This window comes from Streptomyces morookaense (assembly GCF_013030945.1).
GTDB classification, from domain to species: domain Bacteria; phylum Actinomycetota; class Actinomycetes; order Streptomycetales; family Streptomycetaceae; genus Streptomyces; species Streptomyces morookaensis.
The window spans coordinates 33,012-46,963 of the sequence record NZ_JABBXF010000014.1 but is presented as its reverse complement, the minus strand read 5'-3'; the positions used below and the strand labels follow the sequence as shown (position 1 = coordinate 46,963).

Genomic DNA, 13,952 nt, shown 5'->3' with positions numbered 1-13,952 from the left:
CTACCGCACGTCCTCCCACGTCACCACCGGGCTCCCCGCCCGCAGCGCATAGTCCATCGCCGCGTCCCGCACCGGCCATTTCAGCCGCAGCCAGCACGGGATCGTCGCCGGGATCCCGTCGTCACCGGCGAGGTGCCAGAACGTGTTCGAGTCCTGCCGGGCGAAGTACGGGCAGAAGAACGAGACGACCAGCGTCACCCGCCGCCCCCGCGTCACGGGGGTCACCGCATGGAAGATCCGGCTCCCGTGCAGGAACAGGGTGGCGCCCCGGTCCCCGCAGTCCGCCTCGCGGATCCTCGGGTCGCCCTCCTGCACGCCGTCGAACTCGTCCGTGCGGCCGCGGAAGTAGCTGAACCGGCCGCCCTCGTAGTCCTCGTAGCCGTTCAGCTGGATCGTGAAGACGTAGTCCATGCCGTCGCGGTGCCACCGCACGATGTCGGGGCGGGCGCCGGGGCCCCTGCCCTCGAAGTAGTTGATCTGGGCGGTCGGGATGCGCAGCGGGTGCGGGATCAGGGGGACGCCCACCAGACGGGAGCACGTCAGCAGGAACGTCCGGTCGCGGATCATGTTGTTGATGAACGCCGACATCAGGTCGGCGCTGCGCACCCGGCGCGTGGCGATGAAGCGGCTGGCGCCCGCGGCGCCCTCCAGCCGGTCGCACACCTCGGTGAGGCAGGCGAGGCCCTCGGGTGTCAGGATCTGTACGGGGCCGACGAGTGCGGTGTCGTCCAGCCGGCCCTGGCCGCGGCCGAGTTCACGGGACGTGTAGCCGAACTCCTGGAGCCGCACCCGCGGCCCCCGGGGGTCCATGACCACGAAGTCGCTGCGCCAGCGCGGTTCGCCTGGCAGGTCCGGTGCCCGGCGCGGCGGCCTCGCGCGAACCGCGTGGAGGACCTGGTCGAATCCGGTGGCCGTTCTCGGGAGGTTGAGCGCGCTGCTTCTTCGGCTTCTCGCCCGGGTCGTCGACATGAGGGCAGTATGCGAACCGTGGCCGGGGCGCTGGCAAGGCCCAAGTCCGGCCACTGAAGCGGCTGTTGCATCAGAACGGGTGCTCCTCCTCGAAGTACGGGGCGCCCGGCCAGATGTACGGGACCCGGGTGAGGGCCTCCGACGTCTCCCACAGGGCGCGTGCCCGGGCCGTGTCCCCGGCGGCCGTGGGCAGTTCCACGGGGCCGGGGGCGCCGCGGGCCTCGAAGCGCCCGGTGGGTCCGTAGAAGCCGCCCGGCGCGATGCCGGGCGCGGTGCCCGCGTACAGGGACGGTAGCGCGGCGGCCTCGACGGGCTGGCCGACGAAGCGTTCCAGCGCGAGATCGGCCAGGCGCCGCACGGGCCGGGACAGGTGCCGCTGCAGGCCCGTCAGGCTGGAGCCCGGGTGCACGGCCACGCTGACCGGCCCCGCGCCCGCGGCGTCGGCGCGGCGTTGGAGCTCCAGCGCGAACAGCACGTTCGCAAGCTTGGACTTGGCGTACGCGGCCATCGGCCGGTAGTGCCGGGTGCTCTGCAGGTCGCTCGGATCGGCCAGCGGGCTGCGGGCGATGGCCGCGCTGACGGTGACGACGCGGGACCCGGGCGCCCGCAGCAGCAACGGCAACAGCCGTCCGGTGAGGGCGAAGTGGCCCAGGTGGTTGACGCCGACGGTGAGCTCGAAGTCGTCCACGGTGGTGCGCCGTTCCGGCACGGCCATCACGGCCGCGTTGTTGACCAGGAGATTCACCGGCCGGCCGGCGCGGCCCAGCAGCTCGGAGAAGGCCTCCACGGAGGACAGGTCCGCCAGGTCGAGCAGCTCGGGACGCACTCGCGCGCCCGGCGCCTCGGCGGCCGCGCGCCGGGCGGCATCCCGCATCCTGCCCTCGTCCCGGCCCGCCATGACGACCTCGGCCCCCGCCCGGGCGAGCTCCCGCGCGGTGACGTAGCCGATGCCGCTGCCGGCGCCGGTCACGACGGCCAGCCGGCCCTCCTGGCTGGGCATGTCCTGGGTGGTCCAGCTGTGCATCTGACTCCTCGGCGGCCGGTCGGCGGACCCGGGCGACCGTATTGTGCGCTGCCGGGGCGCCCGTCACCGCGCAGGCGCGCCCGCCGCGACCTGCTCGGCGACGTGCCGGGCCTGCCGGGCCACATTGCGCAGGTGGTTCGAGAACGGGATGCGGACGTGCGTGCCCACCCCTGCCAGCCACACGCGCTCGGGCGGCGCCTGCGGGTGCCGCCGGACCCGGAGGTCGGCCTCCAGCCGGCCGAGCGCCCGGCCGCCGGGCTGCGGCCCGGACAGGTGCAGTGCGCTGCGGTCCCGGTTCCAGTGCAGGGCGGGCAGCTCGAAACCGGTGGCGTTGACGACGTGCCCGAAGCGCTCCCGTCTCCCGTCCGGCCACTGCACCTGCCAGGCGCCGTCGCGGACGGCGACGGCCTCGGGGTAGGCGGGGGCGACGCGGAGGCGGCCCGCGTCGAAGTGGGCCAGCAGGCGGCGGGCGTTGACGACCGTCATCGCCGTGGCATAGCGGCCGGTGAAGGGCGCGAAGTGCGCCAGCAGGGCCCGCAGGCGGTGGTCGGGAAGTCTGCCGCCGAGGGCGATGGCCCCCTCGATCACCGGCACCACCAGGTCCGGCCAGGCGCAGGAGCCCGACTCGACCAGGGCCGTCTCCTCGCGCAGCCGCTGCACGGGGTCGGCGGCGGCGGAGGTCTGCAGACGCAGCGGCCGGGGGCCGAGCAGCCGGAGCGCCTCCACCGCGCACCGCAGCAGCCGGTCCGCGAGGTGCGGGTCCGCGGGGTCGAGCGCGGCGATGCGGTCGAGCGGAGGCAGCGGGTGCCCGGGCGCGGCGAGCGAGGGGCGCACGGCGGGCAGCTGCCCCGACGGCGAGGTGAGGGTGGCGTGGTGCCCTTCGCGGCACAGCAGCAGGGAGGCGTCGACGGCGGACTGGTGCGTGCCGAGGACGAGTACGCGGCTGCCGGCGCGCAGTGTGTCCCGGAGGCGGTGGGCGGGGTAGGGGCTGTCGAGGTAGGCGGGGTGCCCGGTGAACTCCGCGAACTTGTGCGGGACGCGGGGCCGTTGGACGCCGGTGCCGATGATCACGGCGTCGCCGGCGAGCTCCTCTCCGGTGCCGAGGCGCACCGGGTGGCCGGGCCCGGTGCCGACCGAGCCGGCCGTGGTGCGGTGGTGGCGGACGCCGATCCCGTGGGCGGCGGCCCGTGCGGTGGCCTGTGCGGAGCGCTCGTGGCAGTACTCGGCCATCCGCACCCGCGGGACGCAGTCCTTGGGCGTGCCCGTCCAGCCGTGGGCACGCAGGTGGACGACGAAGTCGTCGAGCCGGTCCGCCCGGACGGAGTTGATCTCGGCGGCACTGTTGCACAGCAGCAGCGGATCAGGGTCCCCGAAGGCGAGCCCCCAGCCGGGCGGGTGCGGGTCCACGAGGTGGACGGTGCAGGGGGCACCGGTGAGCCCGGTGCGGGTGAGGGCGTCGACGAGGTGGACGAGGACGCTCGTACCGGCGACGCCGGCACCGACGATCACGATGTTCTGCCCCATGGGCCGCAGTCTGCCCGTGGGCGGGGCAGTTCAGGCCTCGTCCTCCGCCAGCCGCGCCAGCAGATCCAGCGCCTCGATGACCACGGCCTGTTCCCGCTCGTCCAGCCGCTCGCCCAGCGCCTGTGCGATCCACCCCTCGCGGGTGCGTCGTACTTCCGTCAGCTGGCGGCGGCCCTTGTCCGTGAGGGACATGATGGCCTGGCGGCGGTCGGTGGGGTGCGGGGAGCGCTGGACGAGGCCCTCCTCCTCCAGGGCGCCGACGGTCGCGCCCATCGACTGGGGGCGGACCCGCTCGGCCCGGGCGAGGGCGACCGTGGTGGCGGGGCCGTGCCGGTCCAGCCTGCTGAGGACGGCGGCCTGGGAGAGCGTCACGCCCTCGCCCTCGGAGGCGGCGCGCAGGCGCCTCATCAACTGCCCCGTCAGGACACGCAGTTTCGCCGCTGCTTCGGCGAGCTCGGGCGGGGCGGCTGCGGCAGGGGACTGCGGCTGCTCGTGGATCACTTGGAAAGGGTACCTTTCGACAGGCTCCGGTCCGCCAGCGTGGCCGCGAGCAGCACGACGCCGAGCCCCGTGAGCACGAGGGCGATGGTGTGCAGGCCGTGGGTGCCGGCCCGGTCCCCGTACAGCAGTCCGATGAGCGCGGCGGAGACGACGGCGCCGGTGTACTGGGCCGTGCGGAGGAAGCCGGCCGCCGTGCCCATCCGGCCCTCGGGCGCCTGGGCGTAGAGCGCGGTCTGGTTGCCCACGGCGTTGAGCCCGTTGGGCAGTCCGAAGACGACACCGACGGCCGCCAGCAGCAGGACGGGCGTGCCGGGTCCGACGAGGACCAGCGCCGCGGCGGCCACCGTCATGGCGGCCGTGCCGGTCACCAGCGGTCCGCGGACCCGCCTGCCCCGCGCCCCGAACCACGAACACAGCGCCGCCGTCGCGGACATGGGCAGCATCACCAGCCCCGTGACGGTCGCCGAGTAGCCCGGGACCTCCTCCAGCCACTGCGTGTAGCCGTACAGGATGCAGTAGATGACGAGGAACGCCGCCCCGGAGCGGGCGTAGGTGCGCAGCAGGGGGCGGTTGACGGCCAGCATCCGCAGGTCGAGGAACGGCTTGCGGGCCCGGAGTTCCCAGGCGATGAGGGCGCCCGCCATGGCGAGGGCGAGCGCGAGCAGCGGCCAGTCGGGGTGGCGCAGGTGCATCAGGAAGAGCATCGCGGAGACCGTGACGCCCGTGAACAGCAGGACGCCCAGCGGGTCGAGCGCCTGCCACACCGGTTCCCGCGGTGCCGTGCGCGGTTCGTCCGCGGGCAGCCACAGCAGGGTGAGGAGGAGTCCGGCGGCGGCCAGCGGGACGTTGACGCCGAAGATCGACCGCCAGCCGGCCAGGCCGATGAGCAGGCCGCCGAGCGCGGGCCCGACGACCGCGCTCACCAGCCCCGCGACGGTCAGTGCGCCGAGGACGCCGCCCGGGGGCTCGCGGTCAAGCCGGGCGGACTGGGCGCGGATCATGGCCATGGCGGCGGGATAGGCGGCGGAGGTGCCGATGCCGATGAGGACCCGGACGGCGACGAGCATGCCGAGCGAGGAGGCGCCGAGCCCGGCCAGCCCGGCCAGTCCGACGAGCACCAGGCCCGCGGCGTAGACCCTGCGCGGTCCCAGGTGGTCGGCGATCCGGCCCATGGCGGGCTGCGCCACCGCGCTGGCCGCGTACAGCCCCGAGACGAGCCAGGCGGTGCCGGCGGCGCCGACGCCGAGATCGCGGCCGATCGGGACCAACGCGGTGGAGATCATGGTGGAGTTGACCGGGTTGAGCATCGAGCCGATCGCGACGGGCACGACGAACCGCGGGCCGAAACCGGTCTTCCGTATGCGGTCGCATGCGGGGGCGGTGCGGGTGGTCAGGGTGCTGGGCATCGGGCTTCTTCCGCCGTTCCTGCAGAGGGCAGCAGTCTGCCCGTCATTCAGGCAACCTTGCAAGGTTGCCTTCCAATATGGAGCGGGCCCGCGCGGTCATCCCGATGGCCCCTCCCCGGCTGCGCCGCCGCCCGCCGCGCCCTGGACTGGGACCGTGACCTGCATACGTACCCGGTCGCGCAGGGCATCGCGCGTCACCGTGACGGCAATGGCCGTCGCGGGCGCCCTCGTGGCCGGGGGATGCAGCGCGGACGACCCCCCGGGACGGCCGGAGCCGCGGTCGGCGGCACCCACGGGCACTCCGGGGCACGCGGCCGGGTCCGGCCTGCCGCCGCTGCCCGCGCACCTCGCCCGGCAGCGCCTCGACTGGGGGGAGTGCACCACCCAGGACGCGGGGCCCGCGGGCGTCACCCTGCGCCCCGACGCCGACTGCGCCTGGCTCACCGTCCCCGTCGACTACGCCGCCCCGGCGGGCGGCACCCTCAGGATCCGGGTGGCCCGCGTCCGGGCCCGGGACGGCGAACACCGCCTGGGCTCGCTGGTGTTCAACCCGGGCGGCCCCGGCGAACCCGGCGCCGCCCTCGTCGCCGACGGGGCCTTCGAGGCGACCCCCGACGTGGCCGCCCGCTACGACCTCGTCGCCTTCGACCCGCGCGGCACCGGCCGCTCCGCCCCGCTGCACTGCCCCGAGGGCAACGGCAGCGACCTCATCCCGCGCACCCCGCAGCAGGCGGACGCCGAGTTCCGCGCGGCGGCCGCGCAGGGCGAGGACTGCCGGCGGGTCACCGGCGCCCTGCTGGGCCACATGGACACCGTGACCGTCGCCCGCGACATGGACCTGCTGCGCGCCGCCCTCGACGAGCAACGGCTCAATTACCTCGGCGTCTCCTACGGCACCTTCATCGGCCAGCACTACGCGAGGCTCTTCCCCGACCGCGTCGGCCGCTTCGTCCTCGACAGCGTCGTCGACCCCGCCGCCGACCAGACCGCGGTCGCCCGCGGCGACATGAAGGCGCTCGACGCCAGCTTCGCCAGCTATGCGCGCACCTGCGCGGCGAACGAATGCCCCCTGGGCCGCACTGCCGACGAGATCGTCGGCAGGACCACGCAGTTCGTGCGGGCGCTGGACGCCGCGCCGCTGCCCGGGCCCGACGGCAGCAGGCTCACCACCGGCATTGCTGCGCAGGGCATTCGGGGCCCGCTCTACCAGGCCGAGAAGTGGCCGGACCTCACCGTGGCGCTGGCCGATGCCATGGCCGGCAGGCCCGGGGCCCTCATCGGGCTGGCGGCCGAGCAGATCCCCGTCACGGGCAGGCGCCGGGCGGCCGCTCCGCCGGTGGACGTGCCCGCGGACGATCCGACGATGCCGCGCAACGCCGTCGACTGCCTGGACAGGCCGGGGCCGCGCAGTGCGTCCCGACTGCTCGCGTACGTCGGCGAGTTCGACAAGGCGTCACCGCTGTTCGGGGCCACCGTGGCCACGGCGATGTTCCACTGCGCGGCCTGGCCCATCGCCGCGACGGGCCGCGCCGAGCCGCTCACGGCACCGGGGGCGCCGGCCATGGTGCTCGTCTCCTTCTCCGTGGACCCGGCGACGCCGCTGGACAACGCGAAGGCCGTGCAGAAGAACCTCGGCGGTTCGGCGCTTGTCGTCCGGGAGGGGACGGGGCATGCGGCCTATGCCGGGGGGTCGGAGTGCACCGACCGTGCGGTCGACGGCTTCCTTGTCGACGGGAGGCTGCCCCCGGTGCGGGTGGACTGCGCCTAGGGCGTGTCGACCCCGCGCCGCATGACGTACTCCCGGCGGATTACTCCGGTACCTCGCGGGGGCTACGAACGACACGGACGACACCAGGATGCTTACATCCACGAGCTGATTCGATACGGAGCTGCGGAATCTAGCGTCGATCCCATGAAACGCAATCGCCGTATCAGCGCCGTCGCGGCGCTGGCGCTCGCCGCCCTCGTCACCGGAACCGGCGCCGGGTTCGCCGCCACGACCACACCGGTTGCCACACCGTCGGCCACGCACACGTTCGACACCGCACCGGCCACGGCCACCGCGCCCACGCGGTCCTTCCAAGGCACGCTCCCTGCGCCGACCGGCCGCTACGCCGCCGGCGAGGACGTCATCCACCTCACCGACGCGAGCCGCCCCGACCCGTGGGTGCCGTCATCCGGCCCTCGCCGACTGACCGTCACGATGGTCTACCCGGCCGTCCCCGGGACCGGGACTCCGGCCCCTTACATGACCCTCGCCGAAGCAGCCGGACACATCCAGCGCGCGAAGATACCGGCGAGCTCCGGCATCACCCCGCAGACCCTTTCCAGCGTCACCACTCACGCCTTCGACGGCGCGCGGCCGCAGCGCGGCAAGCATCCGCTGGTGGTCCTCTCACCCGGGTTCGGGGACCCGCGCATGATGCTCACCTCGCTCGCGACCGAACTGGCCAGTCACGGCTACGTCGTCGCGCTCGTCGGCCACACCCACGAGGACAGCGGCGAGACGCTGGCGAACGGCCAGACGCCGCCGTGCGCGATCTGCGACGACCCGAAGCGCGACATGGACCCGGTCACCGCCAGCCGCGCGCTGGACGTGTCTTTCGTGATCGACCAGTTGACGCATGGCAATGCCGCGTGGCGCCTGGCACACCTCATCGACAAGCACGAGATCGGCATGGCCGGACACTCCATCGGCGGAGCGGCGGCCGCCACCACGATGATCGCCGACCCGAGAGTACGGGCCGGAGTGAACATGGACGGCACCTTCTCCCCGGCCCCGATGCCCGGCCAGATCAACCGGCCGTTCCTCATGCTGGGTGCGGCCGACTACCACTCGGCCGGCGGTCGTGACAACTGGGGGCAGGCCTGGGGCGCCCTCGGCGGCTACAAGAAGTGGCTGGCGGTCACCGGCGCCGACCACCCCAGCTTCACCGACGTGGACCTGCTCAAGGAGCAGGCCGGGTACCCGACGCCGCCCCTCGACCCCGAACGCGGAATCGTGATCACGCGTGAGTACGTGACGGCGTTCTTCGACCGGACGCTGAAGGGGATTCACAGTCCGCTGCTGGACGGCCCCTCGCCGAACAATCCGGAAGTGCTCTTCCAGCCCTAGTGCGGCGCCGCGTTGATCCTTCGGCGATTGTTCTTCTCGTCCTGCCCTACCGTCTACGCGGCACGAGTCCGGTGTCGAAGGCGATGATCGCCAGCTGGACGCGGTCCCGCGCCTCCAGCTTGGCGAACAGACGGGCGACATGGGTCTTCGCCGTCGCCGCGCTGATCACCAGCCGCTCGGCGATCTCACCGTTCGTCAGTCCCTGTCCGACCAGTGCCAGCACCTCGCGTTCCCGGTCGGTGATCCCCGCGATGGGACTCGGGTCCGCGGCGGGCTCGACGTCCGGTTCGGGGGCCGCGGGGCCGGACGTTCCGGCGAAGTCCGCGATCAGCCGTCGGGTCACGCTCGGCGCGATCAGCGCGTCGCCGGCCGCCACCACACGGATCGCGTCCAGGATCGCGTCCAGGGCCATGCTCTTGAGCAGGAATCCGCTGGCCCCGGCGCGCAGTGCGCCGTAGACGTACTCGTCGTCGTCGAAGGTGGTCAGCACCAGCACCTTGGGCGGGTCCGGCTCGGCGGTCGCCTGGCGGGTCGCCTCGATCCCGTCCATGCCCGGCATCCGGATGTCCATCACCACGACGTCCGGCCGCAGTTCACGCACCAGGCGCACCGCCTCGCGGCCGTCGCCGGCCTCGCCGACCACCTCCAGGTCGTCGGTGTCGCCGATCAGGATGGCGAGCCCGACCAGCATCAGGGGCTGGTCGTCGGCCAGCAGCACTCGCACGCTCATGCCGGGAGGCTCGCCGTCACCCGGAATCCGCCCTCCGGACGCCGGCCCGCGCTGAACTGGCCGGACAGCAACGTCACCCGCTCACGCATGCCGAGCAGGCCGAAGCCGCTCCCGCCGGCCGCGGAGTGCCTCGGACGGCCCGGCCCGCCGGAACCGTCGTCCCCGTCGTCCACCACCTCGATCCTCACTCCTTCCGGCTCGTAACCGACCGCGACCCGGCACATCCGCGCCCCGGAATGCCGCACCACGTTGGTCACCGACTCCTGGATGATCCGGAACGCCGACAGTTCGATCTCCGGCGGCAGTGGACGCCGCTCGCCCTGCCAGGTCACGTGGACCTGCACCCCGACGTCGGCCGTGCGTTCGGCGAGCAGCGGGACGTCGGCCAGGCTGCCGCCCGGCGCCAGCGGAGCGGCCTGCGGCATGGCGTCGTCCGGCTCGGCGCGGCGTAGCGCCCCGAGCATGCGCTGCAGCTCGAGCAGCGTCTCCCGGCTGGTGGTCTCGATGCCGGTCAGCGCCTGCCGCGTCTGCTCGGGCCTGGTCTCCACGACCCGCGCCGCCGCTCCCGACAGCACCGTGATGATCCCGATGCTGTGCGCGACGCTGTCGTGCAGTTCGCGGGCGATCCGCAGCCGCTCGGCCATGACGGCGCGGGCCGCCCTCTGCTCGTGCAGGGCTTCGAGGTATTCACGGCGTTTGCGATACACCCCTCCGAAGACCCACGCGACCGCGAACCACAACGCGAGCCCCCCGGTCCATTGGGCCGCGTCGCCGACGGTCTCCCCGGGGTAGCCGTGGATGTCGTTGACGAACGCGGCCGCGACGCCCGCGACGGAGCCGACGGCGGCAGCCTTCGGCCGCCGGGCGGCGAGGTACCCGCTCAAGGCGACGAGCAGGACGAACACGATCGCGGGCCGCGCGCCGAAGGCGGCGCCGAGGACCGATTCGCCCAGGATCACCGCGAAGACGGTCGCCGGCAGACGGCGCACCAGCAGAACCGGAAGGGCGAGCACGACGTACAGAATCAGCATCTGGACGGGCCCGAGGTCGGGGAACCGGAAGAGGCCGTCCGCAGGGGTCGGCATCGTCCAGGGGAGCAGCATCGCGTAGCAGCAGGCGGTGGCCGGCACCACGGTCTGTGACATCAGCCGGGTCACGCGCTTCGATGTCGAGAGACGCCGCAGAAGCTCTTCCATACGAAGATCGTATTCAGTGGCGTCGGCCCTGCGCGTCGCCCCGGGGATGTACGCGGGGTACACCGCCGGGCCGATGGCCTGGGGGGAGAGGTGACATCCGCCGGCCGACGCGATGGGTCATGGTCCGTTCCTAGGTTCATGGCCATGACGAATCCGCCGATGATCGCGCTCCAAGACGCGATGAAGAAGTACGACGACGGCCCGCCCGCGCTGGCCGGTGTGACCTTGTCCGTGGCGTCCGGTGAGTGCGTGGCGATCCTCGGCCACTCCGGCAGCGGGAAGTCCACGCTGCTGAATCTGATCGCCGGTCTGGACAAGCCTTCCAGCGGCACCGTGACCGTCGACGGCACCCGCGTCGACCAGCTCGGTGAGGCCGGATCGGCGAAGTACCGCCGGGCCTCGATCGGCATGATCTTCCAGTTCTTCAATCTGCTCGACGACCTGACCGTGTTGGACAACGTCATGGTTCCGGCGCAGCTGGCCGGGATGGGCAAGGGCGAGGCGAAGCGGCGGGCCGTCGAGCTGCTCGGCTCGCTGGGCATCGACCGGCATGCCAAGGCCTACCCGCAGCGGTTGTCCGGCGGGCAACGGCAGCGGGTGGCGGTGGCCAGGGCCCTGATGAACAAGCCGGCGCTGCTGCTGGCCGACGAGCCCACCGGCGCGCTGGACTCGAGCTCGGCCGAGGACGTGCGCCGGCTGCTGCTGGACCTGAACAGCGAGGGCCAGACCATCGTGTTGGTGACCCACGATGTGCAGTTGGCCGCGAGCACCGCGCGCCGCACGATCGAGTTGGTGGACGGCGCGGTCGAGCGGGACGTCGTCAACGACGGAAGCGGTGCCGGCCTGGCCGCCCGCACGCCGCTGACCCGTCCGGCGGGAGCGGTCGGATGACACTGCGCAAACCGCCGATGCCCCGGCGTCTCTTCGAGGTCGGATTCCGGGCCGTGGCCCGCATGCTGCCGGCGGTGAGCCGGTGAGCGCCTTGGGCAAGGTCGTACGCTCCGGCGTGGGCCGGCGTCGGGTCCAGTCCCTCGTCATGGCCCTGACGACGTTCGCCGCGGTGACGTCCTCAGTACTCTCCCTCGGCCTGCTGGCCGTCGTGCAGGCCCCGTTCGAGCACGCTTTCAGTGCTCGGAACGGGGCGCACCTGGCGGTCCAGTTCGACGGCTCCAAGGCCACGGCCGCGCAGGCCGCAGCCACCGCGCACGCCGCCGGCGTCACCGGGGCGGCCGGACCGTACCCGATCGCCGCCGCCCTGGACACGACCGTCGGCACGGACTGCCCCGACAAGGATTTCGCCGGTCACGACAACGGTCCGATCACCGTCACCACCCGGCCCGACCCGGGGAGCACATCCGGGATGGACCAACTCGTGCTGACCCAGGGGCGCTGGCCGACCGGCCCGGGAGAGATCGCCCTGCCGTGGCAGCACTTCGCCACCGTCTGCTTCGGCGATTCGGTGGTGTTCTCCTCCCTGCCGGGCAAGCCGTCGTTCAAGGTCGTCGGCTTCGGCGGCTCGGTGACCAACAGCGCGACCGCCTTCGCCACCGCCGACGGTTTCGCGCGGCTCACCGCCGCCGGCGCCAAGTCCGACGTGCAGATGCTCTACCGGTTCGCCAAGGCCGGGACCGACGCCGACATCGCCACCGACAAGCAGGCGGTGGCCGCCGCTGCGCCGGCCGGCGCGGTCGAGGGCGGACAGTCGTATCTGACCGCGGAGCAGCAGGCGACCGGCAACGCCAAGGCCTTCGTGCCGTTCCTGATCGGCTTCGGGATCCTCGGGCTGTTCATGTCGGTGCTGATCATCGCGATCGTGGTCAGCGGGGCTGTGGCCTCGGGAATCCGGCGCATCGGGATTCTGAAGTCGTTGGGCTTCACCCCTTCGCAGGTGGCCCGCGCCTACACCGCGCAGGCCATGATCCCGGCGACACTCGGCGTGGTGCTCGGCACGGTTTTCGGCAACCTCCTGGCCGTGCCGATCCTGGACGGGGCCACCAAGCAGCTCGGCGCGGCCGGTGCCACGATTCCGTTGTGGGTCAGCGCCGTGGTGCCGCTGGGCACCCTGCTGATCGTCGGCACCACGGCCTTGATCCCGGCACTGCGGGCCGGCCGGATGCCGACGGTGCAGGCCCTGGTGGCCGGCCGCGCCCCCAAGGCCGGGGCCGGTCGGACGGCGCAGCGTCTTGCCTCGCGGCTGCCGCTGCCCCGGGCCATGTCGCTGGGTCTGGCCCAGCCGTTCGCCCGGCCGGCCCGGGTCGTACTGGTCGGTGCGGCGGTGCTGTTCGGCATGGTGGGTGTCACGTTCGCGGTGGGGCTGGGGTCCTCGTTCAACAAGTACCTGGACACCAGTACCTCAGGCTTCAACGTCGCGTCGGAGTTCGTGATACCCACAGCCGACGTAGGCGTGCCCTGGGGTCGCTACGGCCCGAACGACCCGCGCAGGCCGCACCTGGACGCCGCCAAGGTGGCCGCCGCGCTCGCCGGGACCCCGGGCACGAAGGCCGCGTTCGGCTGGGGCGAGAGCGGCGCGACCATCGTCGGCGCCCCGCCCGGCGGCGAACTGCCGAAGGTGTTCACGGTCACCGGCGACGTCTCCTGGACGAAGATGGAGCTGCTGTCCGGCCGCTGGTTCTCGGCGCCCGGCGAGGCCGTGGTCGGCGACAAGCTGGCCACGACGGTGGGGATCCACGTCGGTGACGACGTCACCGTGGTGCAGCAGAACAAGCAACTGCCGCTGAAGGTCGTCGGCATCAACTTCGACACCAACGTGGGCGACTACACGGTCATGACGGATGCGGCCACCTTCACCGCCGCCGGTCTGGCCCCGCACATCGAGCAGTTCAACGTCGAGCTGGCCGACAACGTCAGCGGATCGGACTGGTCCACCTCGGCCGCCGCCGCACTGACCCCGCTGAACGCCTCGGTCCAGCCGCACTCGGACGGGGGCAAGAACATCGTGGTGATCACCATGGGCGCCCTGGTGGCCACGCTCACGCTGATGGTGGTGGCGGTCGCCGCGCTCGGGGTGCTGAGCATGGTGGTTCAGGACACCCGGGAGCGGGTGCATGATCTGGGGATCTTCAAGGCCCTCGGGATGACACCCAAGCAGACCATCGCGATGGTGCTGACCTCGGTGTCCCTCACCGGCCTGATCGCCGGGCTGATCGGGGTCCCGCTCGGGGTCGCGGTGGAGAAGGCGACGCTGACCCCGATGGGGAACGCGATCGGGCGGCACCTGCCGCCGAGCGTGTCCCATGTCTACACCGCCGGGCTGCTCGTCCCCCTGCTGGCCGGCGGGATCGTGATCGCCCTGCTCGGCGCACTGCTGCCGGCCGGCTGGGCGGCACGGACCCGGACCGCCACGGCGTTGCGGACCGAGTAGGACCGAGCAGTAGGCGGTTGCGCCCCGTCAGGGGCGCGGGGCTGTTCACTCCCCCAGCTACCGCTGGGAGGTGCCCCCAGCGGCTCCGCCGCGTGGGCGCGAGCA

Annotated in this window: 11 protein-coding genes; 4 read left to right on the top strand and 7 right to left on the bottom strand. The window is 73.0% G+C overall.

Annotation, left to right across the window (positions count from 1 at the left end; genetic code table 11):
* From HG542_RS08085 to HG542_RS08065, 5 genes are all read right to left on the bottom strand, one after another.
* Complete coding sequence (locus HG542_RS08085) at window positions 1-969, bottom strand: 2OG-Fe(II) oxygenase (RefSeq protein ID WP_171079412.1); 969 nt, start codon at window positions 967-969, stop codon at window positions 1-3.
* Window positions 970-1,039: 70 nt separating this feature from the next.
* The gene (locus HG542_RS08080) at window positions 1,040-1,993 is read right to left on the bottom strand and encodes an oxidoreductase (RefSeq protein WP_171079411.1); all 954 of its coding nucleotides are present in this window, start codon (window positions 1,991-1,993) and stop codon (window positions 1,040-1,042) included.
* A 63-nt stretch (window positions 1,994-2,056) separates the two neighbouring features.
* Window positions 2,057-3,517, bottom strand: coding sequence for an FAD/NAD(P)-binding protein (locus tag HG542_RS08075; RefSeq protein WP_171079410.1), 1,461 nt, complete (start codon window positions 3,515-3,517; stop codon window positions 2,057-2,059).
* A 30-nt stretch (window positions 3,518-3,547) separates the two neighbouring features.
* Window positions 3,548-4,018 carry a MarR family winged helix-turn-helix transcriptional regulator gene (locus tag HG542_RS08070; protein WP_227723939.1) on the bottom strand — a complete coding sequence of 157 codons (471 nt, stop codon included), beginning with the start codon at window positions 4,016-4,018 and terminating at the stop codon, window positions 3,548-3,550.
* Window positions 4,015-5,424 (bottom strand): MFS transporter, encoded by a 1,410-nt coding sequence (locus HG542_RS08065; RefSeq protein ID WP_171079409.1) that lies wholly within the window; start codon window positions 5,422-5,424, stop codon window positions 4,015-4,017. The genes HG542_RS08070 and HG542_RS08065 overlap by 4 nt, the downstream gene beginning before the upstream one ends.
* Before the next feature lie 208 nt (window positions 5,425-5,632).
* Between HG542_RS08065 and HG542_RS08060 the strand changes: the two genes are divergently transcribed.
* Both HG542_RS08060 and HG542_RS08055 read left to right on the top strand, forming a co-directional pair.
* Complete coding sequence (locus tag HG542_RS08060) at window positions 5,633-7,192, top strand: alpha/beta hydrolase (RefSeq protein ID WP_171079408.1); 1,560 nt, start codon at window positions 5,633-5,635, stop codon at window positions 7,190-7,192.
* Between the two features lie 144 nt (window positions 7,193-7,336).
* Window positions 7,337-8,539, top strand: coding sequence for an alpha/beta hydrolase family protein (locus tag HG542_RS08055; protein ID WP_171079407.1), 1,203 nt, complete (start codon window positions 7,337-7,339; stop codon window positions 8,537-8,539).
* A gap of 46 nt (window positions 8,540-8,585) precedes the next feature.
* Here the strand turns inward: HG542_RS08055 and HG542_RS08050 are convergent, their stop codons facing one another.
* Both HG542_RS08050 and HG542_RS08045 read right to left on the bottom strand, forming a co-directional pair.
* A complete protein-coding gene (locus tag HG542_RS08050; RefSeq protein ID WP_171079406.1) occupies window positions 8,586-9,269 on the bottom strand; it encodes a response regulator in 684 nt (227 codons plus the stop codon).
* Entirely contained in the window at window positions 9,266-10,465 is a 1,200-nt protein-coding gene (locus HG542_RS08045; RefSeq protein ID WP_171079405.1) for a sensor histidine kinase, read from the bottom strand. Before HG542_RS08045 ends, HG542_RS08050 begins: the two co-directional genes overlap by 4 nt.
* A gap of 144 nt (window positions 10,466-10,609) precedes the next feature.
* Here HG542_RS08045 and HG542_RS08040 point away from each other — a divergent pair, with 144 nt between their 5' ends.
* Together HG542_RS08040 and HG542_RS08035 are read left to right on the top strand one after the other, a co-directional pair.
* Window positions 10,610-11,356 (top strand): ABC transporter ATP-binding protein, encoded by a 747-nt coding sequence (locus tag HG542_RS08040; protein WP_171079404.1) that lies wholly within the window; start codon window positions 10,610-10,612, stop codon window positions 11,354-11,356.
* An 82-nt stretch (window positions 11,357-11,438) separates the two neighbouring features.
* On the top strand, window positions 11,439-13,847 hold the full coding sequence (locus HG542_RS08035) for an ABC transporter permease (protein ID WP_171079403.1): 2,409 nt from the start codon (window positions 11,439-11,441) through the stop codon (window positions 13,845-13,847).
* Window positions 13,848-13,952: the final 105 nt, after the last annotated feature.

Bases quoted from the DNA above. Each gene is read 5' to 3' on its own strand.
- HG542_RS08065 (WP_171079409.1), bottom strand. From the start codon at position 5,424: ATGCCCAGCACCCTGACCACCCGCACCGCCCCCGCATGCGACCGCATA.
- HG542_RS08060 (WP_171079408.1), top strand. From the start codon at position 5,633: ATGGCCGTCGCGGGCGCCCTCGTGGCCGGGGGATGCAGCGCGGACGAC.
- HG542_RS08050 (WP_171079406.1), bottom strand. From the start codon at position 9,269: ATGAGCGTGCGAGTGCTGCTGGCCGACGACCAGCCCCTGATGCTGGTC.
- HG542_RS08085 (WP_171079412.1), bottom strand. From the start codon at position 969: ATGTCGACGACCCGGGCGAGAAGCCGAAGAAGCAGCGCGCTCAACCTC.
- HG542_RS08045 (WP_171079405.1), bottom strand. From the start codon at position 10,465: ATGGAAGAGCTTCTGCGGCGTCTCTCGACATCGAAGCGCGTGACCCGG.
- HG542_RS08040 (WP_171079404.1), top strand. From the start codon at position 10,610: ATGACGAATCCGCCGATGATCGCGCTCCAAGACGCGATGAAGAAGTAC.
- HG542_RS08080 (WP_171079411.1), bottom strand. From the start codon at position 1,993: ATGCACAGCTGGACCACCCAGGACATGCCCAGCCAGGAGGGCCGGCTG.
- HG542_RS08055 (WP_171079407.1), top strand. From the start codon at position 7,337: ATGAAACGCAATCGCCGTATCAGCGCCGTCGCGGCGCTGGCGCTCGCC.
- HG542_RS08075 (WP_171079410.1), bottom strand. From the start codon at position 3,517: ATGGGGCAGAACATCGTGATCGTCGGTGCCGGCGTCGCCGGTACGAGC.